Source organism: Nocardia testacea NBRC 100365, from assembly GCF_000308775.1.
GTDB lineage: Bacteria > Actinomycetota > Actinomycetes > Mycobacteriales > Mycobacteriaceae > Nocardia > Nocardia testacea.
In genome coordinates this window covers 17,837-38,227 of record NZ_BAGJ01000147.1, presented here as the reverse complement: position 1 = coordinate 38,227, position 20,391 = coordinate 17,837, and the positions used below count along the sequence as shown (strand labels likewise).

Annotated in this window: 22 protein-coding genes and 1 pseudogene; 12 read left to right on the top strand and 11 right to left on the bottom strand. The window is 67.4% G+C overall.

Translation table 11 applies throughout. The annotated features are described in order from the left end of the window. Window positions 1-19: 19 nt before the first annotated feature. Window positions 20-2,281, bottom strand: coding sequence for a carbon starvation CstA family protein (locus ON38_RS20480; RefSeq protein ID WP_085995459.1), 2,262 nt, complete (start codon window positions 2,279-2,281; stop codon window positions 20-22). 180 nt (window positions 2,282-2,461) lie between these two features. Between ON38_RS20480 and ON38_RS20475 the strand changes: the two genes are divergently transcribed. The 3 genes from ON38_RS20475 (at window position 2,462) to ON38_RS20465 (ending at window position 3,735) form a co-directional block, all read left to right on the top strand. Next, a complete protein-coding gene (locus ON38_RS20475; protein ID WP_083872897.1) occupies window positions 2,462-2,686 on the top strand; it encodes a ribbon-helix-helix protein, CopG family in 225 nt (74 codons plus the stop codon). Further along, window positions 2,590-3,120, top strand: coding sequence for a type II toxin-antitoxin system VapC family toxin (locus ON38_RS20470; RefSeq protein ID WP_306306689.1), 531 nt, complete (start codon window positions 2,590-2,592; stop codon window positions 3,118-3,120). Before ON38_RS20475 ends, ON38_RS20470 begins: the two co-directional genes overlap by 97 nt. 93 nt (window positions 3,121-3,213) lie before the next feature. Beyond that, window positions 3,214-3,735, top strand: a complete 522-nt coding sequence (locus ON38_RS20465; RefSeq protein ID WP_039826512.1) for a pyridoxamine 5'-phosphate oxidase family protein — start codon at window positions 3,214-3,216, stop codon at window positions 3,733-3,735. Window positions 3,736-3,893: 158 nt separating this feature from the next. Here ON38_RS20465 and ON38_RS20460 read toward each other — a convergent pair whose 3' ends face one another. The 4 genes from ON38_RS20460 to ON38_RS20445 form a co-directional block, all read right to left on the bottom strand. Then, entirely contained in the window at window positions 3,894-4,406 is a 513-nt protein-coding gene (locus tag ON38_RS20460) for a hypothetical protein (protein ID WP_039826511.1), read from the bottom strand. Further along, window positions 4,403-5,488: a DNA polymerase III subunit beta family protein gene (locus ON38_RS20455; RefSeq protein WP_039826509.1), complete on the bottom strand. Its 1,086-nt coding sequence runs from the start codon at window positions 5,486-5,488 to the stop codon at window positions 4,403-4,405. Before ON38_RS20455 ends, ON38_RS20460 begins: the two co-directional genes overlap by 4 nt. Before the next feature lie 149 nt (window positions 5,489-5,637). After that, window positions 5,638-6,066: a VOC family protein gene (locus ON38_RS20450; RefSeq protein ID WP_039826508.1), complete on the bottom strand. Its 429-nt coding sequence runs from the start codon at window positions 6,064-6,066 to the stop codon at window positions 5,638-5,640. 4 nt (window positions 6,067-6,070) lie between these two features. Then, window positions 6,071-6,913, bottom strand: a complete 843-nt coding sequence (locus ON38_RS20445; RefSeq protein WP_039826507.1) for a helix-turn-helix domain-containing protein — start codon at window positions 6,911-6,913, stop codon at window positions 6,071-6,073. Between the two features lie 114 nt (window positions 6,914-7,027). Between ON38_RS20445 and ON38_RS20440 the strand changes: the two genes are divergently transcribed. The 6 genes and pseudogenes from ON38_RS20440 to ON38_RS20420 all read left to right on the top strand — a co-directional run. Further along, window positions 7,028-7,789: an oxygenase MpaB family protein gene (locus tag ON38_RS20440; protein ID WP_039826506.1), complete on the top strand. Its 762-nt coding sequence runs from the start codon at window positions 7,028-7,030 to the stop codon at window positions 7,787-7,789. A gap of 12 nt (window positions 7,790-7,801) precedes the next feature. Next, window positions 7,802-8,881 (top strand): redox-regulated ATPase YchF, encoded by a 1,080-nt coding sequence (gene ychF / locus ON38_RS20435; RefSeq protein ID WP_039826505.1) that lies wholly within the window; start codon window positions 7,802-7,804, stop codon window positions 8,879-8,881. A 100-nt stretch (window positions 8,882-8,981) separates the two neighbouring features. Further along, window positions 8,982-9,116, top strand: a complete 135-nt coding sequence (locus ON38_RS37920; RefSeq protein WP_281004623.1) for a hypothetical protein — start codon at window positions 8,982-8,984, stop codon at window positions 9,114-9,116. Between the two features lie 215 nt (window positions 9,117-9,331). Then, window positions 9,332-10,201, top strand: a complete 870-nt coding sequence (locus ON38_RS20430; protein ID WP_157181822.1) for a hypothetical protein — start codon at window positions 9,332-9,334, stop codon at window positions 10,199-10,201. A gap of 291 nt (window positions 10,202-10,492) precedes the next feature. Beyond that, window positions 10,493-11,215 carry an alpha-ketoglutarate-dependent dioxygenase AlkB gene (locus ON38_RS20425; protein ID WP_083872895.1) on the top strand — a complete coding sequence of 241 codons (723 nt, stop codon included), beginning with the start codon at window positions 10,493-10,495 and terminating at the stop codon, window positions 11,213-11,215. A 146-nt stretch (window positions 11,216-11,361) separates the two neighbouring features. Beyond that, window positions 11,362-11,568: pseudogene (locus ON38_RS20420) on the top strand (DUF933 domain-containing protein); the annotation flags it as partial. A 117-nt stretch (window positions 11,569-11,685) separates the two neighbouring features. Here the strand turns inward: ON38_RS20420 and ON38_RS20415 are convergent. Continuing rightward, window positions 11,686-12,804 carry an epoxide hydrolase family protein gene (locus ON38_RS20415; protein WP_039826501.1) on the bottom strand — a complete coding sequence of 373 codons (1,119 nt, stop codon included), beginning with the start codon at window positions 12,802-12,804 and terminating at the stop codon, window positions 11,686-11,688. A gap of 413 nt (window positions 12,805-13,217) precedes the next feature. Then, complete coding sequence (locus tag ON38_RS20410) at window positions 13,218-14,054, bottom strand: LysR family transcriptional regulator (protein ID WP_039826522.1); 837 nt, start codon at window positions 14,052-14,054, stop codon at window positions 13,218-13,220. A gap of 105 nt (window positions 14,055-14,159) precedes the next feature. Between ON38_RS20410 and ON38_RS20405 the strand changes: the two genes are divergently transcribed. Further along, window positions 14,160-14,885: an SDR family oxidoreductase gene (locus tag ON38_RS20405; protein WP_039826500.1), complete on the top strand. Its 726-nt coding sequence runs from the start codon at window positions 14,160-14,162 to the stop codon at window positions 14,883-14,885. Window positions 14,886-14,958: 73 nt separating this feature from the next. On the opposite strand, the gene ON38_RS20400 is transcribed toward ON38_RS20405, so the two are convergent. Beyond that, complete coding sequence (locus ON38_RS20400; protein ID WP_245564129.1) at window positions 14,959-15,456, bottom strand: winged helix-turn-helix transcriptional regulator; 498 nt, start codon at window positions 15,454-15,456, stop codon at window positions 14,959-14,961. A 138-nt stretch (window positions 15,457-15,594) separates the two neighbouring features. Between ON38_RS20400 and ON38_RS20395 the strand changes: the two genes are divergently transcribed. Then, the gene (locus ON38_RS20395) at window positions 15,595-16,239 is read left to right on the top strand and encodes a dihydrofolate reductase family protein (RefSeq protein ID WP_039826499.1); all 645 of its coding nucleotides are present in this window, start codon (window positions 15,595-15,597) and stop codon (window positions 16,237-16,239) included. 70 nt (window positions 16,240-16,309) lie between these two features. On the opposite strand, the gene ON38_RS20390 is transcribed toward ON38_RS20395, so the two are convergent. After that, window positions 16,310-16,720, bottom strand: a complete 411-nt coding sequence (locus ON38_RS20390; protein WP_039826498.1) for a VOC family protein — start codon at window positions 16,718-16,720, stop codon at window positions 16,310-16,312. A 143-nt stretch (window positions 16,721-16,863) separates the two neighbouring features. On the opposite strand from ON38_RS20390, the gene ON38_RS20385 reads away from it, so the two are divergent. Next, entirely contained in the window at window positions 16,864-17,829 is a 966-nt protein-coding gene (locus tag ON38_RS20385) for a helix-turn-helix transcriptional regulator (RefSeq protein WP_218000807.1), read from the top strand. Between the two features lie 264 nt (window positions 17,830-18,093). Here ON38_RS20385 and ON38_RS20380 read toward each other — a convergent pair whose 3' ends face one another. Both ON38_RS20380 and ON38_RS20375 read right to left on the bottom strand, forming a co-directional pair. After that, window positions 18,094-19,299, bottom strand: coding sequence for an FAD-dependent monooxygenase (locus ON38_RS20380; protein ID WP_039826497.1), 1,206 nt, complete (start codon window positions 19,297-19,299; stop codon window positions 18,094-18,096). A gap of 724 nt (window positions 19,300-20,023) precedes the next feature. Continuing rightward, window positions 20,024-20,341 carry a hypothetical protein gene (locus ON38_RS20375; protein ID WP_039826496.1) on the bottom strand — a complete coding sequence of 106 codons (318 nt, stop codon included), beginning with the start codon at window positions 20,339-20,341 and terminating at the stop codon, window positions 20,024-20,026. Between the last annotated feature and the right edge of the window lie 50 nt (window positions 20,342-20,391).

Sequence of the window (20,391 nt, the reverse complement as noted above, 5' to 3'; positions counted from 1 at the left end):
TCGCCGCGAGCCGTACCGGTCAACTCCGCACCTCCGCGCGCGCGGCCCCGGGCACCGCGACCTCGCCCCGGGCGATCCGCTCGTCCCATTGCCGCTGCACCTCCTTCTCCGCCGAGGTGACCAGGAACCCACTGGGCGCGAAGATCTTCGACGGCTCCTCCGGGGACTCGGTGGTGGAGGTATCGCCCGATTTCACGGTGCGATAGCAGACCCATACCGCGGCCAGCACCACGATCAGCACCAGCACCGCGAAGACGATGGACAGCACGCCCTGGATGAACGTATTGCGGATCACCGCGTCCACGTCATCCGGTGTCTTGGCCGTGAGGCACAGCTCACCGGCGTCGCGCGCGGCCCGGCAGATGCTGTTCTGTTTCCAGTAGCCCACCTTCGGGTCGGCCGAGAAGATCTTCTGCCAGGACGCGGTCATGGTGACGATGAGATCCCAGGCGAGGGCGATACCGGGAATCCAGGCCCACTTCGTCAGCCCCTTCTTCACCAGGATGGTCAGCACCACCACCAGCGCGATCGCGGCCAGCAGCTGATTGGCGATACCGAACAGCGGGAACAGCGCGTTGATCCCGCCCAGCGGATCGGTCACACCCATCAGCAGAATCGATCCCCACGCCGCCACGACGACCGCCGAGCACAGCCACGCGCCCACCCGCCACGACGGATCGGCGAACTTACGCGCCGGCCCCCGCAGGTTGCCCAGCGAATCGGAGAGCATGAACCGCGCCACGCGGGTGCCCGCGTCGATGGTGGTGAGGATGAACAGCGCCTCGAACATGATCGCGAAGTGGTACCAGAACGATTTCATCCCGGCCCCGCCGAGGAACCCGGCGAACACTTCGGAGATACCGACTGCCAGTGTCGGGGCGCCGCCGGTGCGGGAGATCACCGATTCCTCACCCACATCGGCCGCGGCCTGGCTCAGTGCGGCGCCGGTCGTCGGCGGACCGGACAGGCCCAGGCTGTTCGTGTAGGCGGCGGCGGTTTCCGCGGTCCCACCGGTCGCTCCGGCCGGGGCGTTCATCGCGAAGTACAGGTGCTGATCGATGATCGACGCGGTGATGATCGCCATCACCGCGACGAAGGATTCCATCAGCATGCCGCCGTATCCGATCACCTTGGCATGCGATTCCTTTTCCAGCAGTTTCGGCGTGGTACCCGAGGACACCAGCGCGTGGAAGCCGGAGAGCGCGCCGCAGGCGATGGTGATGAACAGGAACGGGAACAGACTGCCCGCGAAGGCCGGGCCGGTGCCCGAGGTGGCGAACTCCGAGACCGCGGGCGCCTTCAATACCGGCAGGGTCACCAGGATGCCGACCGCCAGCAGACCGATGGTGCCGATTTTCATGAAGGTCGACAGATAGTCGCGCGGGGCCAGTAGCAGCCACACCGGCAGTACCGAGGCGACGAAGCCGTAGCCGATCAACATCCAGGAGATGGTGACGGGATGGAAGGTGAACCATCCGGCCCAGGTGTCGTTGTGCGAGACCCAGCCGCCCGCGATGATCGCCAGGATCAGCAGGGCGAAACCGATGGCCGAGATCTCACCGACCCGGCCCGGCCGCAGATACCGCAGGTACACGCCCATGAAGAGGGCGATCGGGATGGTCATGGCGATGGAGAAGACACCCCACGGGCTGTGCGCCAGCGCGTTCACCACCACCAGCGCCAGCACCGCGAGCAGGATCATCATGATCACCAGGACGCCGATGATGGCTGCCACGCCGCCGATCACCCCGAGTTCGTCGCGGGCCATCTGCCCGAGGCTGCGACCGCGCCGTTTCATCGACACCCACAGCACCAGGTAGTCCTGCACCGCGCCGGCGAATACGACGCCGACGATGATCCAGATGGTGCCCGGCAGGTAGCCCATCTGCGCCGCCAGCACCGGCCCGACCAGCGGCCCCGCGCCCGCGATGGCCGCGAAATGATGCCCGAACAGCACCCGCCGGTCCATCGGCATGAAGTCTTTACCGTTGTCCAGGATCTCGGCCGGAGTCGCCAGGTCGTCGCGGGGTTTGACGACCTTGTATTCGATGAGCCGCGCGTAGAACCGGTAGGCGATGATGTAGGTACACACCGCCGCGATCACGATCCACACCGCGTTCACGGATTCGCCCCGCGCGATCGCGAGAATCGTCCAGGCCACGGCGCCGAGCAGCCCGATGGCCGCGAAGATCGCCTTCTTCGCGGGCGTGATCGGGGACCGGTCGACCACACCCACGGGTGGTAGGTCGGGGTCGGTCTTGAGATATTCGATAGTCCCCATCGGGCAGACTCCTGTACAGCGAGCGGACATGCCGGTCACATGAACGTAACCGATGGCCGTTCGGCGCTTCGACGGTTGCGGTGAACGGTCGCTGTGGTGCGCCGAGCGGAATGTTCCTCTCTTTCGTACTCGGGTAGCTACTGGGAGCCAGGATGGTATCTAGATTGGTATCATCGGGGTATGGCCTGGACAATGCGCTTACCCGATGACGAAGAGCAGGCGCTCAACGCGCAGGCCGATGCGGAGGGACGTTCGAAGCACGAGATAACCCGGGATGCCGTACGCGCCTATCTGTTGCGCCACCGCCGGTGGGATACGCCCCTGCTGACCGACGAGGAGACCTTCGACCTCGGCGGGTCGATCGGCAAGGACGAGATCCGCGACGCCATGAACCGGCCGGCGTGATAGTCGTCGCGGATACTTCCGGACTCCTGGCTCTCTTCAACCGCTCCGACCCTGAACACTTCGCGGCCCGCCGCGCTGCTGATTCCGCCAGTGCCATCGTCGTGAGTCCGCTCGCGCTGACAGAGGTACATCACGTGGCGAGTATCCGAGCCGAGCGCCGCGTAGCCGACCGAATCCTGCGGCTGACAGCCGATCGCATCGCCGCGGGTCGTATCGTCGTGCCGGAGGTCGACGCCAGGGTGATCCGTACGGCTGTCGAGATTCGCGGACACTACGCGGCGCTGAACCTCGATCTGGTCGACGCGATGTGCGTATGTCTCGCGGAGGCGTTCGATACCGATGCGGTGCTCACTCTGGACCGCCGCGATTTCCGGGTGCTGCGACCGCTGACCGGACACGCGGCCTTCAGGTTGCTGCCCGACGACCTCCAGTAACCCGCTCTCCGGCCGGAGGACAACTGCGCGAGCCCGGCAGATGGAGCAATTTCGGTCAACCGGATCGCGGTCCGGCGCGCATACGGTGGGGCAATGCGCGAAACCCCCGAAGAACTGGCCGCCCTGCAGACCCTGCTCGACACCTCACTCGCGGGTGCCACGGGTCATCTCCGCTCGATCATCGCCGCCGATCGCACCCTGACCGCCGAGCAGCTCACCTCGGTTCTCACCGGTATGTGCCTGCTCACCCTGTCCACCGTGACCGCCAAGGGCGAGCCGCGGGTGAGCGGTGTCGACGGGCACTTCCTGCACGGCCGGTGGTACTTCGGCACCGCGCGCACCGCGGCCAAGGCTCGTCACCTCGCTGCCCGGCCCGCCGCGAGCGTCGCGCACTTGCGTGGTGAGGCATTGGGCGTGTTCACGCACGGTACCGCCGAAGTCTTGAACCCGGCGGTCGGCGAACCGGATGCCGAGTGGCCGGAACTGCTGGCCTACTTCCAGGATTTCTACGGCGACGACGCGTTCGACTGGGACAACGATGTGGTCTTCTTCCGCCTGCGCCCGCACTGGACGACCGTCTACGCCCCCGATTTCGCCGAACTCACCGCGCAGTGATCGCCGCCCCGGCCGATCGGTGTCGGCCGGGGCGGGCGGTAGCCACGGTAAACGGCGTCACGAAAACAGGCCCAGTGCGCTCGGTAGCCAGGGGGAACGGTGTCACGAACGTGGGCCCAGTGCGCTTGGCAGCCGCGCGGTAGCCACGGGGAACGGTGTCAGGAACCCGGGCCCGGTGCGCTCGGCCGTCGCTCGGTGGACCGCCGGGCGACCGTGTCGGCCACCTCGTCGAGCGCGGTGCGGATCAGCGCGCCGTAGGCGTCGTCGGAGAGGGCGTCCAGCCGTTCGCGTGCGGCGGCGAGCTGTTTCTCCGCGGCGTCCCACGAGCCCAGGCGCCGATAGTTGTCGGCAAGGTTCAGGTGCAGCGACGGATAGAACCCCGCGACCCGCAGGCTCGCATGGTGCCGCTGAACTCGGTCGTCGGTCAGGGCGTCGGCCGCGTCGAGTGCGCGGATATCCCAGGCCAGCGCCTGGGCGGGATCGTCGTGGAGATCGGCCAGGTAGTGCGCGAGGGCGCAGCGGTGGAAGGGGTCTCCGGTGACGCCGATACCGCGCCAGAGCTGCAGGAGACGTTCGCGGGCGGCGGCGCTGTCCCCGGATCGGCCGAGGGTGACGGCCGCGGTGATCGCGTTCAGGGTGGCGTCGGGGGAGAGTTGCCCGGTGGTGGTCATAGGGAAGATCCGTTCTCGTCGACAACTGCGGGGTCGGCCGGCATGGCCAGGGTGGTGAGGTCGCCGTTGTCCGCGGACCGGACGACCATCGGATCGGTGCGGCCGCCGATATCCAGCCGCACATCGGGTCCGATGGCGGTAGTGACGGCCGGATGCAGGGTGGTGAACCCGAAAACGAGTTCGCTGTCGGGGCCGATGACCCGCGCGGCCAGTTCGGTCGGTGGCCCGCCTCCGGCGCCCGAGACGGTGAGGGTGCCCGCCGCGGTCCGCACCCGGAGGTAACGGCCGCGCTGCTGTTCCAACGCGCGCAGCAGGTCGTGCTTGGCGACCACGGCGTGGGTGGGCGCCGCCGGTAGCGCTGCCAGCAACCCGCGGTGGTCGGGAAACGGTTCGGCCAGCGTGCGACAGCTGCGTACGGCACCGTCGGTGGAGCGGAACCGGACGCTGTGTTCGCCGGCGTCGATATCGATGGAGTGGGCGCCGCGGATCTCCGGCAGCGCCGAGCTCAGGTCTGCGCCGTCGACCGTGGCGGCCCACTCGGCCGATCCGGGCTGTTCGGGAACCAGCGTGCGGGTGGAGAGCCGGTAGCGGTCGGTGGCGGTGAGGGTGAGCGATTCGGGCGTCGCCTCGAGCCGTACCCCGGCCAGGACCGGCAGGTCGGGGTCGGTGCCGGTGGCGGCGAGTATCTGCTCGACCGCCGCCGCCAGCACCGGCCCGCGTACCGTCGCCACCCACCAGCCGGAGGGTTCGCCGAGCGCGATCTTGACCACTTCGGCGGTCCGCCGTGCCTCCCGGGTCCGCTGGAGCAGCCCCGCCATGTGATCGTCGATGAGCCCGGCCGCGGTATGCGGGTCGCTTGCGAGTACGCGGGCGATTTCGTCGAGCGGCATATCGATGGCGCGGAGGCGGCGGATCGTCACCGCGCGCTCGACCTGGGCGGGTGCGTAGTACCGGTATCCGGTGGCCGCGTCGACCCCGGCCGGGGCGAGCAGGCCGGAGTCGTCGTAGAAGCGCAGCGCACTGGCCGTGATACCGCACGAGCGGGCGAACGCGCCGATGGTGATCAGGTCGGATTCGGGCACGCGCCCATCATCGGGCTTCGAGCAACCTGAAGGTCAAGCCATGATCGTGTGGCGCATTTCGGCGAGGCGCCGCGGCAGGGCTCGACACCGCCGCGGCCACCGGGAACAGCGAACCATGTGCGGGTCTCGATCCGGCGCAGCGACGCGGTTCACTGCCCTCGATAGGTCCCGAAGCTCCAGTAGTTGCCCTCCGGGTCGGCCACGGTGAACCCGCGCGACCCGTAGTCCTCGTCCTTCAGCCCGGCGACGGTTTCCGCGCCGGCGGCGGTGGCGCGCGCGTACAGCGCGTCCGGGTCGGCGCAGACCACATAGATCGATTCGGTGCCCGGTATGCGCCGCTCCGGCAGCCCACCGCCCTTGTTTACGGTGCCGAACATGATTCCGCCGCCTTCCGGCCAGCGCATTTCGGCGTGTTCGATTACCGACGGATCGCTTTCGCGGGCGTACATGGCCGTCAGTTCGAAGCCGAACGCCCGCACCAGGAAGTCCGCGGTGCCGCGGGCGTCGGTGAAGGCCAGACACGGCCAGACGGCCGGTGCGGGGGTGGTGGTCGTGGTGGTGTTCTCTGTTGCGGTCATGAGTTCAGCCTGGCCCGCCGGCCATCTCCGGGTCTTGGACGGATGGAATCTCCTCGGCCAGCCACTGGGTGGGGCTGCATCCGGCCAACCGGGCGAATTCCCGGTTGAGATGCGGCTGGTCGTAGTAGCCGCAGGCGGCGGCGACCTGGGCGATCGAGACGAACGACGGCGTATGCAGCAGCATCTGTTTGGCCCGCTCGAACCGCGCCACCCGCCCGGCCACCTTCGGGCTCGAGCCGAACTCGCTCGTGAAACGTTTGGTGAGGTACTGGCGGCTCCAGCCGATCCGTTCGGCGAGCGGTTCCACGCCCAACGTCCCGTGCGATTCCGTCACCGCCCGCCACGCCCAGCTCAATTCCGGTCCCACCGACCGTTCGGGGACCAGCAGCCCGGTGAGCACCCGGTCGCACGCCGCGAACCGCTGCGGCCAGCCCGGCTGTTCCTGGAGTTCCTCCCACAGTTGCCGGCCCGGCGCGCCGACGAGATCGGCGAACTCGATCGAGGTACTCCACAGTTCCGCCGCGGGCAGCCCGAACAGTGCCCGGCTGCCCAGCGGGGTGAGCTTGATGGCCACCCCTTCCTGGGTGCCGTCGTGCGCGATCATCGCCGGGCTGTCCTGGAGTCCGCTGAGCACACAGCGGTAGTCGTCCGGCGACTGGCGGGCGTCGGTTTGGCTTATCACGTCGATGGACGGGCCGATGGCGACGATGAACGTCATATGCCGAGAGGGCAGCCCGCGGTGCAGACCTGCCTCGTATCCGGTCATCCGATATCCGACGTACCGGTCGATGAAGGCGGCCAGTGCGGGCGCCGGGTAGGCCGTTACCACCTGCGAGGTCGGCTCCATGGGGTCACGGTACGCCGACCTGCCGACATACCAGTGCGTTGACATGATGAGAGGGAAATGTTTCATTACTCTCAGGTTCCGGTGATCCGGAGCCCCCGGCCGAGGGGTTGCGCAATGACCAGTTCGCAGGCGCCCGCGCAGCGGGATGTCGATCACCACTCCCTGCTGCGCAGATATCTGCCCGACCGCCGCTTCCTGCTGACCCTGCCCCGCGCCGTCGCCCTGCAGATCCTGCACCCCGTGATCGCCGCGTCGTTCACCGAGCACGTCCACACCGGTCTGTGGGCGCACAAACAGCGCACGGTCGACCGCATGATCGGTCTGGCCTGCCACGGCCACCCCGACCCCGCCCGCGTCATCCGCTACGCCCACGAGCACGTCAAGGGCCGCGACCACACCGGCGCCCGCTATCACGCACTGACCCCCGACCTGTTCCACTTCCAGCACGCCACCTACGTCGACACCCTCGTCACCGCCGTCGACACCTACGTCCGCCCCCTCACCCCCGCCGCCTGCGAACGTCTCTACCAGGACTGCTGCGACTGGTACCGCCTCTACGGCATCTCCACCCGGCCCCTTCCCGGCAGTTGGCCCGAATTCACCGAGTACTTCGCCGACGCCTGCGCAACCCGGCTCCAGCGCACCGAGGCCGCCGACAGCCTGGCTGCGCAGGCCCTGAACCCGCCGTGGTGGGCGCTCGGCGTCGTGCCCGGTTTCGCCGTACGCGCCGTCCAGCACGAACGCGCCACCGAACTCCTCGACATCACCGAGCGGCCCGGCGACCGCATGAAGTTCGCCGCCTTCTCCGCCGCCCTCCGCACAGGCGCCCGCGTGCACGCCCCGGCCGACCGTCGCCCTCGCCACTCACCCGCGTAGACTGCTGTCCTCGTGAGTCTCACCCTCGGAATCGTCGGCCTGCCCAACGTCGGAAAATCGACGCTGTTCAATGCGCTGACCCGCAACGACGTGCTCGCCGCGAACTACCCGTTCGCGACCATCGAGCCCAATGTCGGCGTGGTTCCGCTGCCCGATCCCCGCCTGGACAAGCTCGCCGAGATCTTCGACTCCGCCCGCACGGTCCCCGCGACGGTCTCCTTCGTCGATATCGCCGGCATCGTGAAGGGCGCCTCCGAGGGCGCCGGCCTCGGCAACAAATTCCTCGCCAACATCCGCGAAGCCGACGCCATCTGCCAGGTCGTCCGCGTCTTCGCCGACGACGACGTGGTGCATGTGGACGGCCAGGTGAACCCGGCCTCCGATATCGAGGTCATCGAAACCGAACTGATCCTCGCCGACCTGCAGACCCTCGAGAAGGCGGTCGTCCGTCTGGAGAAGGAAGCCAAGGTCAAGAAGGACCGCAAGCCCTACGCCGACGCCGCCAAGCAGGCCCAGGAAATCCTCAACAGCGGCCGGACCCTGTTCCACGCCGCGAAGGAGATCGACGGGGAACTCCTGAAAGAGCTGTCCCTGCTCACCACGAAGCCGTTCCTGTACGTCTTCAACGCCGACGAATCGGTGCTCAGCGACGAAGCCAAGGTCGCCGAACTGAAAGCCTCCGTGGCCCCGGCCGACTCGGTGTTCCTGGACGCCAAGGTGGAATCCGAACTCCTCGAACTCGACGAGGAATCCGCCGCGGAACTGCTGGAGTCCATCGGCCAGACCGAACCGGGCCTGCATGCTCTGGCCCGGGCCGGTTTCCACACCCTCGGGTTGCAGACCTATCTGACGGCCGGCCCGAAAGAGTCCCGGGCGTGGACGATCCACCAGGGCGATACCGCGCCGAAGGCTGCCGGTGTCATCCACACCGACTTCGAACGTGGGTTCATCAAGGCCGAAGTGGTGGCCTTCGACGATCTGGTCGAGGCGGGGTCCATGGCCGCGGCGAAGGCGGCGGGCAAGGTCCGGATGGAAGGCAAGGACTACGTCATGGCCGACGGCGACGTGGTGGAGTTCCGTTTCAATGTGTAGTCGCGTTCCGTTTCAACGTCTGGCCTGATATCGCCGGGCAGTATCCGGACGGTGCCATCGCGCCGGTGGCGTGTTTGCTCGGTATCGGGATCCTGCTTCGGTGACGCGGACAGTCGGTATCGGCCCGCAGGACCTCGGTGTGGCCGAGGGGATCTGGCGAGAGGAACAACGGCCCGCGGGTCTTGTCTCGCCCGCGCGGGCGGCGGCGCTCGCACAGGCGGACCAACAGTACTGACTACGCCGGCGTTACCTGTGTGTTCGCCCCACGCCGGACTGCGTTCGCGCAGCTGCGGGCAGGGGAGCGGATCGACGTGCGGATCTCGGCCGAGGACCGTCGGACGGTCACGATCGTCGATCCGCCGGTTTCGGTGTTCTGGACCCCCGAACCCGGGAAGATTGCGTCATGACGACATTCGGGATGCTCTGAGTTTCGGGCTCGAGGAGGACACCATGCCACGCCGCGCCACGACAGAGCCCGACGCCGTCGATGAGACATTCCCGGTGCTGTCGACGCAGGACCGCCGCGCTGCCCGGATGACCCAGCTCGTACCCGGCCGTCCGGTGGGGCGGTTCACGGGTGGTCTGTGGGCGAAGACGCTACTCGCGGCGGCGCTGTGGGCACTGGTGTTCAGCGTGCCATGCGCTGCCTTCCTGAAACTCGCCCCCACGACGGTAGGGTCCCCATGGGCGTTCGGGCTCACGCTGATCAGCGCCTACGTCGCGGTGAACACGACGCTCGGGCTCGGTGAACGGATTCGGGCCGAGTTCGGTCAGGTCCGGCTGCCAGGCTTGCTGGCGAGCACGACCATCTGGGGCGCCCTTTCCCTCACCGCTCTCGCCTGGCTTGCCGCCGGTTACGCGACCGAACCCGAGCCGGTATTCGACCTACGCCACATCGCCACCGCCACGTCGCTGCCACGCGAGCTACTCGCGCTGCTCGCCGCGACGGCGGGTACTTGGGCGGTCTCCGCGGCCATCCGGCTCGCGCACGCTTTCGGGCATGCACGGTCGCGCCAGCAGACGATCGATCGGCTCCGCCGTACCGGCACCCGGCACGCCGGCGTTCTCGCGGAACGCGACCATCGAGGCTCCTGGCTCTTCGACAAGCCGGAGTTCAGGATCCAGATCGCCTACGACGATCACGGCCGGCAGCGCCTGGTGCCGGCATTCATGCGCACGAGGTCGACGCAGGTCCCGGTCGTGGGCTCCGCGGTGGTGATCTTCACCGACGAAGCCGACGGGATACATATCGATTTGGATCGCTCGTCCGGGGTCGAGTACGAGGCCGACCATCGCCGGTTCGAGCCGTCGGACGGGTAGTACACGGCGCGGATTCACCCCGCATGAGGGCTCCGCGCAGAAGTTGGTCGGTGCCGGAACGTGGTCGAGTTCCGCTTCAGCGTGTAGGCGAGTTCCGGTCCGATGCTCAACTCCGTTGACAATTTGTGCGTCCGAGCGGGCCTCTAGATGTGGCCGGTGGGACGCCTGTATTTCATCCAAGCGGGTCCGATCCATATCCGGCTTCGAGCGGTCTCTAAGGGCGCGTGGGATTCGTTGATAGGGTGACGTTCGATTTCGGACGCATCGCGGACCGTGTGCCGATTGTGGCGCATGATCGTCTGCTGGTCGATTCGAGATGACCGGGTTCGGTCCTCTGGCCGCCGGGTTGCCTGCTTCGGGGCTCTTCTCGAGGCTGAGGACGACCTGCAGTGTGCCTCGATCCGGGGTGGCACAGTTGATCGTGTGACGACCGAATTCGCGGGCATCGCGGGTGTCGAGGGTCTGCGGTATGCGTCGGACTGGGTCCGTGCTTCGGAGCAGGTAAGGTTGCTGGCCGCGATCGATGCGGCACCATGGTCGAGCGAATTGCGGCGGCGGGTCCAGCATTTCGGCCACCGTTACGATTACGGCCGCCGCTCGGTGGCCGTGCGCGAGCCTGCGGCACCGCTGCCCGGATGGGCGTGTGAGCTGGTCGAGCGGCTGGAGTGGGATGTTGCGCCGGATCAGGTCATCGTCAACGAGTATCTGCCCGGGCAAGGCATCGGCCCGCATATCGACTGTGTGCCATGTTTCGGGCCGGTTGTGGCGACGTTGAGTCTCGGCTCTGCTTGCACGATGGACTTTCTCGCCCCTGAGGGCGGGGTCTGTGTGCCGGTCAGGTTGGCGCCCGGCAGTTTGTGCGAGATGACGCGGGAGGCGCGGTATCGGTGGCGGCATACCATCGCTGCCCGCAAGACCGATCCCTCACCGTCCGGGCGGGTATCGCGAGGGCGACGAGTATCGGTGACGTTCCGGACAGTGCTCACAGGGACCAGCGCCTCCTCACCGAGTTGATGAAGTCGGCCATGACCGGTGGTTGTGCCGGTCGGTCCGATTGCCGGGTCAGCCCAGTCGTGGTTTCTGTCGTTGTCGGTAGGTCGGTGATATGTCGTTGCCGACGGTTCGGTGATCCAGCCGTCCTCAAAGGCGCTGGACCATCGAAACTTCTCGAACTCGACGAGGAATCCGCCGCGGAACTGCTGGAGTCCATCGGCCAGACCGAACCGGGCCTGCATGCTCTGGCCCGGGCCGGTTTCCACACCCTCGGGTTGCAGACCTATCTCACGGCCGGCCCGAAAGAGTCCCGGGCGTGGACGATCCACCAGGGCGATACCGCGCCGAAGGCTGCCGGTGTCATCCATACCGACTTGATGTCACCGGCATAGAAGCCCATCCGAGTGACTGAGCCCCAAAGGGCGCGCCCTGGCCCCGATCGGCTTGGATCGGGGCCAGGCGGGTGGTTTGCTCAGCGGAGTTCGGGAATCTCAGCCGAGTTCGGCGAAGAAATTGCGGATGTCGGTAGCGAGCAGGTCGGGGACTTCATAGGCGGCCCAGTGGCCACCCTCGCTGTACTCGTTCCACTGGACGATGTTGGCGTGGTCGCGTTCGGCGAGGGCGCGCGGTGGCTTGTAGTCGTAGCCGAAAGAGGCGAGGCCGATGGGGACGGTGGTCGGCTCGGTGGCGTGGGTGCCCTTGGCGTTCTCGTAGTAGAAGCGGGCCGAGGAGGCCGCGGTGTTGGTGAACCAGTAGATCGCGACGTTGGTGAGGAGGTCGTCGGGGTCGAGGGTGCCGAGGAGCTGGCTGCTCCAGGTCAGCTGGCCGACCGGGGAATCCGCGAGGCCCGCAGCAATGGTTTGCGGCTGGGCGCGCTGGCTGAAGTCGTGGATGGAGTGCTCGAGGAACTTCTGGCCGAACTCGATGAACGCCCGGTCCTGCTCGCTCAGGTTCGCAAGCTCGTCCGGATCGCCGCTGGGGAAGGCGAAGATCTGGTTGACGTGTACGCCGATCACGTTGTCCGGGGCCAGCCTGCCCATCTCCGGGGTCACGATCGCACCCCCGTCGTTACCGTGCACGCCGTAGCGCTCGTACCCGAGGCGGCGCATCAGCTCGACGTAGGCGGCGGCCATCCGCTCCGGCGTCCAGCCGATATCGCGGGTCGGGCCGGAGAAGGCGTACCCGGGGTAGGACGGGATCACCAGGTGGAACGCGTCGGTGAGCTTGTCGACCAAGCCGAGGTACTCGACGAAGGAGCTCGGCCACCCGTGGGTCAGCATCAGTGGGGTCGCCTCGGGGTTCGCCGAGCGGATGTGCACGAAGTGGATCTGCTGTCCGTCGATCTCGGTGCGGAAGTGCGGGACCGTGTTGAGGTTCTTCTCGACCGCGCGCCAATCGAACTCGTCGCGCCACCGCTGGATCAACGGGCGGACGAACGCGCCGGGCACGCCGTATTCCCAGCCCGGCGGCACCGGGATACCGAGGTCTACCTTGCCCGCGACCTTCTCGGCGGGCAGTTCGTCGGCGAACCGCGCGTGGGTCAGCCGGTAGTTCAGATCGTCGAGGTCGGCCTGGGGGATCTCGATGCGGAAGGGGTGGATGGCGGTCATGGTCTCTCCTGGTGTCCGGAACGGAATGGTTTGTTCTGTTCTCAACAGCATAGCGGAATGATCCGTTCCGTTTCAACTGCTACCGCGAAATCGCGGCTACCTTTACAAACCTGCCCACAGCAGGGGATGCCGTCACTGGGGACTTCGCGTCTGTCGGGTTTGCGTCACGCGCTCATCGAATGCACGCCACTCGGCGCGTGTGCGTTCATCGGAGGCGGCCCGGCACCGGTCCGGTCGGCGGGCTTCGTAACATGCAGCCGAGCGGTCACCAGGATGTTCGAGGCGCAGAGGATGGATCGCGGGCCGGTCGAGCTCCGCTTCGAACGTGTAGCGGCTCGGCCTCTGCGAAGAAGTAGGGCCGCGCCTGTAGGGGCTCTGGTGAGACCCTTCCTGAACCTGCGGGGAGTTATCGGCTAGAGGCGTAGTGCGGTGCGGACGAGGTCGGCGACGGCTTTGGATCTGCTGTGCGGTGGCCAGGCGATGACGGTCGTGACTGGCGGCGCGTCCGGTACCGGCACTATGGCGTGCTTGTCGTGCAGGTGGGTTCGGACGGACTCCGGCATGACCGCGCAGGTCCGGCCGAGCGCGATCAGCTGGGTCAGCTGGGTATGGTCGCGGACCCGCGGCCCGGGGCCGTCCGGATAGCTCCCATCCGGTCGGGGCCAGCGCGGCAAGGGCAGGTCCGTCCGGGAAATCTCGGCCGAAGATATATGGGCCCGGTTGGCGAGGTGGTGCCCGGCGGGGAGGACCAAGACCTGGTGTTCGGTGTACAGGTCCTCGGTGTCGAATCCGGCCGTCGTGTCGAAGGGGCGGTGCAGCAGGGCAACGTCGGCACGACCGTCGCGTAGGAGTCTTTCCTGTTCGCCGGGTCCGCACAACATCACCTCGACGGCGACCGCGCCCGGTTCGGCAGCGTATGCGTCCAGCAGCTTCGACAACAGTTCGCTCGACGCTCCGGCCTTCGTGGCCAGCACTACGCCCGGCCGCTCGGCAGCGGCGCGGCGGGTGCGGCGCTCCGCGGCTTCGACCGCGTCGAGCGCGGCCCGGGCCTCCCGCAGCAGCACCGACCCGGCCTCGGTCAAAGCGATCGCGCGAGGGGTGCGGTGCAGCAGTACCACTCCGAGCCGTCGTTCGAGCTGCTGGATCGCCCGGGACAGTGGCGGTTGCGCCATCGCGAGCCGCTGTGCCGCCCGCCCGAAGTGCAACTCCTCGGCGACCGCGACGAAGTATCGCAACTCCCGAGTCTCCACCGGGGCATCGTATCCGGGGCCGACCGGGTCCGATACCCGTGCGGTATCGCTGCACACCCGGTCGGTCTTGGACGCGCGACCCGTGGCCGCATCAGGATCGACGGTATGAGTGCACAGACGATCGCGCTGGTGACCGGCGCGAACAAAGGGATCGGATACGAGATCGCGGCGGGCCTGGGTGCCCTCGGCTGGCGAATCGGTGTGGGCGCGCGGGACTCACAACGCCGCGACACCGCGGTGGAGAAGCTCCGTGCGGCCGGAACCGATGCGTTCGGTGTCCCGCTCGACGTGACCGACGACGCGAGCGTGGCCGCCGCGGCCGAGCTGATCGCCGACCGGGCCGGAGGCCTCGACGTGCTGGTCAACAATGCCGCGATCACCGGCGGTATGCCACAGACGCCCACCACGGTCCATCCCGCGACCATGCGAGCCGTGGTGGAAACCAACGTGATCGGCGTCATCCGCGTCACCAACGTGATGCTGCCCCTGCTGCGCGGCTCGGCATCACCGCGAATCGTGAACATGTCCAGCAGCGTCGGCTCGCTCACCCTTCAGTCCACACCCGGCACCGAGACCGGCCCGATCTCCGCCGCGTACGCGGCGTCGAAGACCTTCCTCAACGCGGTCACCGTCCAATACGCAAAAGAACTGAGCGACACCGATATCCTGATCAACTGCGGCTGCCCCGGTTTCACCGCTACCGACCTCAACGGCTTCCGCGGCCACCGCACCCCCGGGCAGGGCGCGGCAATCGCGATTCGCCTCGCGACCCTCCCCGATGACGGACCGACCGGCGGATTCTTCGATGACGCCGGAACAGTGCCCTGGTGACAGGAAAGTGGTTATGCACAAGCTGATGGTCCTGGACCCCGGGCCTGCCGATCCCGGCCACTTCCGCGACTACTCAGTCGGCGTTCGAGGTTGCCGGTTCGGGCCCGCCGTTGCCGCCGGACCGTGACGGTTCGCTGTTGGTGGCGGCCTCGAATGCCTGCTGTAGTCGCTCGGAGGCAAGGGGGCGTTCGGGGGCGCGTCGCGGGATGCCGAGGTGAACCTCGCGGAGCTCGTCGATGAGGTCGTCGACGAGGCCCGGGGACTCGGCCAGGATGCGGGCGCGCACGGTCAACGCAGGCGATGTGGGTCGATGATGCATGCCCCAGGTCCCGAGGGCCACCATGACCGGAACCGTCTGAATCCCTGCCTCGGTGAGCGAATACGCCGCTCGCTGCCCCCGCGTCGCATCGTCACGAGAAAGCAGGCCTTCCTCGACCAGGTTTCGAAGGCGGTTGGCGAGGATGTTCGACGCGATGCCTTCGTCGCTGCGTGTGAGGAGCTCGCGGAAGTGCCGGCGACCGCCGAAAACGATATCGCGAAGCACGATGAGACTCCAGGCGTCGCCCAGCACCTCGATCGCCGCATTGATCGCGCACCCTGATCGGGGCTGTCCTCTCACCATCCGGCCCTCCAGAGTGGTTGCAGTTGAGGATTACTCTACGCTACGATGAAGTGATTGCAACTTGCAACTACCTGCATTGGAGTCCTTATGCCCCGTACGCGAGTCCACAACCTGTTCGTCTCCTCGGACGGGTATGCCGCCGGCGACCATGTGACGTTCGAGGAGCCGATCGGCGGAGCGCAGGCGCTCTTCGGTAAGTTCGACGGCCGCGTCATCCACGGCATTCACGGAATCGACGAACCGGTGACCGTCGACCGAGCCATGTTCAGCATGTGGGGCCAGGGTGTCGGGGCGGAGATCATGGGCCGTCGCAAGTTCGGCCCGCAGGCGGGAGAATGGCCGGACGACGGCTGGCAGGGATGGTGGGGAGATGCGCCGCCCTTCCGCACCCCGGTCTTCGTTCTGACCCATTACCCGCGCGAAGCGATCGAGTTCGACAACGGCACCAGTTTCCACTTCGTGGATGCCTCACCGCAGGAGGCGCTTCGCATGGCGCAGGACGCGGCCGGCGGGTCGGACGTCCGGATCGGCGGCGGGCCGTCGACGGTGAGCGAGTTCCTCCAGGCCGATCTCATCGATTTCCTGCACGTGTCGATCATTCCGATCGTGCTCGGTGCCGGTGTCCGGATCTGGGATCACCTCACCGGCCTGGAAGAGCGATTCTCCGTCGAGTCCATCAGCACATCCAGCGGTCTGACGCACCAGCTGTGGAACCGGAACCGCCGCGAGTGAGCGCGTCGCTCCACGCGCTGAACCGCCGCTGAACCGCGCCGGCCGATGTCCTTGTCGCGGCCTCCGGGTTCTACTCCCGGGATCGATTCGCGAACCGGTCCCGAGCCGCCTCGCCCATCGGTGTGAAGAAGTTGATCAGGTTGCCGTCCGGGTCCCTGACGAGGAGCGAACGGTTGCCCCACGGCATGTCCGTCGGTTCGCCGACGAAGGCGTCGACGACATCCCGCAGTGTCTGACAGGTTGCGTCGACATCGTCGACCAGGAAGTCCAGGGCAACGCTGCGATTGGTGCGGGCCTCGGCGACCCCGTCCCCGAGCAGTCGCGCGGTCTCGGAACCGGCGATCGCGAGAGTGCCGGTCGGAGTGTGTATTTCGGCGAACAACGGGTGAAGGCGTGCGGCACCGATTCCGGTGGCCTTTTCGTAGAACGTGACCAGTGTGTCCACGTCGTCGGTGAAAATCCGGGTGGCTGCCAGGTGCATCTCTGTCTCTCCTCACTTCGGGTATGGGGTTGTCCGGGGGCTCAGGACCCGGCCACGGAGAGACCGTATGCCGTATACCGGGCACAAACTGTCCGGTATACGGGGGGATGATCGACGTCATGGCCGATCCGACCGTGCGGGCATTGCAGCTGCTGGAGTTGCTGCAGTCCGCGCCTATGCGCAGCGTTGCGGAGCTGGCCGAACGCCTCGGTGTCGATGAACGGACGGTTCGCCGGGACATAGCGCGACTGAGCGGGTCGGGGGTCCAGGTCGAGTCCGTGCGGGGCAGGTATGGCGGCTACCGGCTCGCGCCCGGCCGCCGCGCGCTCCCGATCATGTTCAGCAGTGCGGAAGTGGTGGCGGTCTTTCTCGGACTCGCGCATGCGCGAGTGATGCCGGGTGAGCCGGAGATCGCGATGCAGACTGCATTGTCCAAGATCAAACGAGCGATGCGGCCCGATGACGCGAAGCGGATCGATGCCGTGCTCGAGACGATGACGGGCGGCACACAGTACGGGGTCGTGGACCCCGACCCGGCCGTGATGCTCGCCCTGGCCGAGGCGGTGAACCTTCGACGTGTCGTCGACCTGCGCTATCGCAATGGCGAGGGGGCCCCGTCGCGGCGCAGAGTCCATCCGTACGGCTTGGTGGCCCATACGGGGCGGTGGTATCTGGTGGCGCTCGACTCGGACAAGCGGGAGGAGCGCACGTTCCGTGTCGACCGGATTCGTGCCGCCCGCCTGATCCCGGAAACCTTCCACACGCCCCGGCGAATCGATGCGGCGAACCGGCTCGTCGAGCACTTCGCCGACGCGGACTATCGCTGGCGGGTCGTGCTTCGTATACGAGCGACCGAAACCGGCATCCGCGCACATCTGCCGCCCAGCGTCGCCCGGCTCGAGCGTCTGGGCCATGGGGTGGACATCGCGGGCGATTCCGGCCCGCACTGGTATCGCGCCGAGATCCATGCCGAGAGCCTCGAATGGATCCCTTCCGTCCTCGCGGCATTGGACTGCGAAGTGGTGATCGATTGCCCGGACGAACTCCGCGACCTGGTGCGGGCCGCGGCGACGAGGATGCTTCGTGCGGCCTCCGGTGAAAACCACTGATCGACCCGGGTACGAGCCGCCCCTGGTCCGGTCACTCCGGTTCCGGTCGACCGGCGCGGCGATACCGGCGCCGACCGGGACCGGGGCACGGCCCGCCGCGATCGGCGGGTTCTCGACGGTGGGTTGGCGCTGTGCCCTATTCCGGGTCACCGGATCTGAGCCGCCCCGGCCTCCGGCCGTTCGGGGAGATCGAGTCCGGGCGGCCGAGTGCGCGAAGTTCGCGCAGCAACCGGGGCATCGTCTCGCCCGACATCAGGCTGAGGATCAGCCGCGTGTGGTGATCAACGGTCCGGAATCCGGCACCCCCGCGTAGCCGGGCAGTTCGACGCCGTTGATCGCGCGCTCGACCAGTTCGGCGAACCACTCTCCGGTGAAATCGGGGACCGGCTCGGCATCCGGCCCGGGGACGTCGCGGCTGCGGGCGTTCAATCGGGCGATCTCCTGGTTGGCCTCGACGAACGAGCGCATCCGCCGCTCGTAGGCGGCGAACCCGGCCGCCGGGTCCCACCTGGCAGCGGCCAGCTCACCGGCCAGCACGTACGCGCCCACCAGGGCAAGCCCGGTGCCCTGCCCGGACATCGGCGACGAGCTGAACGCCGCGTCCCCGAGCAACCCCACCCGTCCGCTCGACCACCGGTCCATCACCACCTGGGCGACCTGGTCGAGGTAGAAGTCGGGGGTGTCGTCCAGATGCGCGAGGATGGCCGGGGTCAACCAGCCCAGACCGGCCATCCGCTCGCGCAGCAGGCGCTTCTGGGCCGCGACGTCACGGTGGTCGACGACGAGGTCGGCCGCGGGGAAGGAGAACATGGCCATCGCCCGGGTGGCGTCCTGGATGGGCCGAAGGCCGGCCGAGCGCCCGGACTCCTGGTACTCGATCAGCCACTTGTCCAGCCCGAACTCGTTGGGCACGCTGTAAAAGGCCAGCACGTGCCCGAGGTGGTGGACGAACTGCTGGTGCGGCCCGAAAACCATCGCTCGCAGCGCCGAATGCAGGCCGTCGGCCCCGACCACCAGCTCGAAACGCCGCCGATCACCACCCGCGAAAGTCACGTCGACCCCGTCCGTGTCCTGGCCGAGCTCGGCGATGCGGTCGCCGAAGAGATACTCGACACCGTCGCGGGTGTCGTCGTAGAGCACCTGCGACAAGTCACCGCGCAGGATCTCGATCTCCGCGATGAATCCGTCGCCGCCATCGTCGTCCACGCGGAAGGTCTCCAGTACATTGCCGTCCACATCCACGGTATGCGCACCGATGGTCTGGGTGCAGGCCGCGCGCACCGCAGGGTCCAGTCCCATCCGCCGGATGACCTCCTTGGTCACCCCGCGCGCATCCACCGCCTGCCCACCCGGACGCAGCGCGGGAGCCCGCTCCACCACGGTCACCTCGGCACCGCGCCGACGCAACCAGTGGGCCAGCGCGGGCCCCGCGATACTCGCCCCCGCCACCAACACCCTGGTACCGCTCACTGTGCCTCCCGCTCACCCTGCCGGATCACTGTCCGGATCCGTTGCTGCCTGCCCCGACCCGCCGCTGTCGGTGTATCCGGAGGTATCGACGACGGATCCACCCAGGATTAATCGGTGCAGTCCAGATGATGCCCACGATCTGCCCGCCACTTCTGGATCGCTTGGGGCCGCCGACGACGCGATATGCAAGCGGACGGGCTGCGATGGCACCGGAACCTCGGTGAGAATTGTGCGGGCGATATCTGTCGGTGGGTTCGCCGAACCAGCGGGAGAGGTGGTGGTTCAGGTTCTGCCGGTGTTCGCCGATCCAGGCGACGTAGCCGTCTGGGGCGCTCATCGCCGGCCAGAACGACGGTTAGGCCCTCGCCGACCTGCTCGAAACCGGTGACCGCACAACCGCGCCGGACCTGCGCACCCAGTTCGATCGCGTGGTCCTCGCGCAGTTGTTCGATGACCGGCTGCGGGATTCCCAGCAGGTTGGTGTGCGAGCGCATATCTCGATGGAGGAAAAGGCCGACGGGTCGATACGAGGGTATGCGGCGAACGTGTGCCCGGTGAATCCGTTTCGGGCCGCGGCCGACGATCCGGTTCGCGGAGTGGGTGGAACTCGCCGCTGTGCGCACCCCTCTGATTCCCATCGGGAGACGCGATGGGAATCAGTCGTAGGTCCGAAGCGTCCGGTGACGGAGTCGACGTATTCGGTAGCGCAGGTGCCGAATACGGTCTACGCCTGGATGACCTCGATGCGCGTCAAAGCGTTGAACGAGTCGCAGCTGGCCCAGGACTGGTTCTGCCCGTACTGCACCGGGCCGTACTTCCAGTAGGTGAACGGAACCGGCCACGCCACGCAGGTGAGCTTCACCTGATGCCAGGTCGGCAGCTCACAATTGGCCATTCCACCGGTGTTGAAGACGTTGTAGACGTGACAGTTGGCCTGCCATACCGGTACGTCGGCCTGAGCTACGCCACCACCGGCGAGGACAGTGGCCGCGGTGGCACCGGCGACGACGGCGCCGGCAGCGAGACGCTTCGCAGAGAGCATTGGAACCTCCTGGTTTGATGTTGTATGAACACATCGCCCAAAGATCGCGC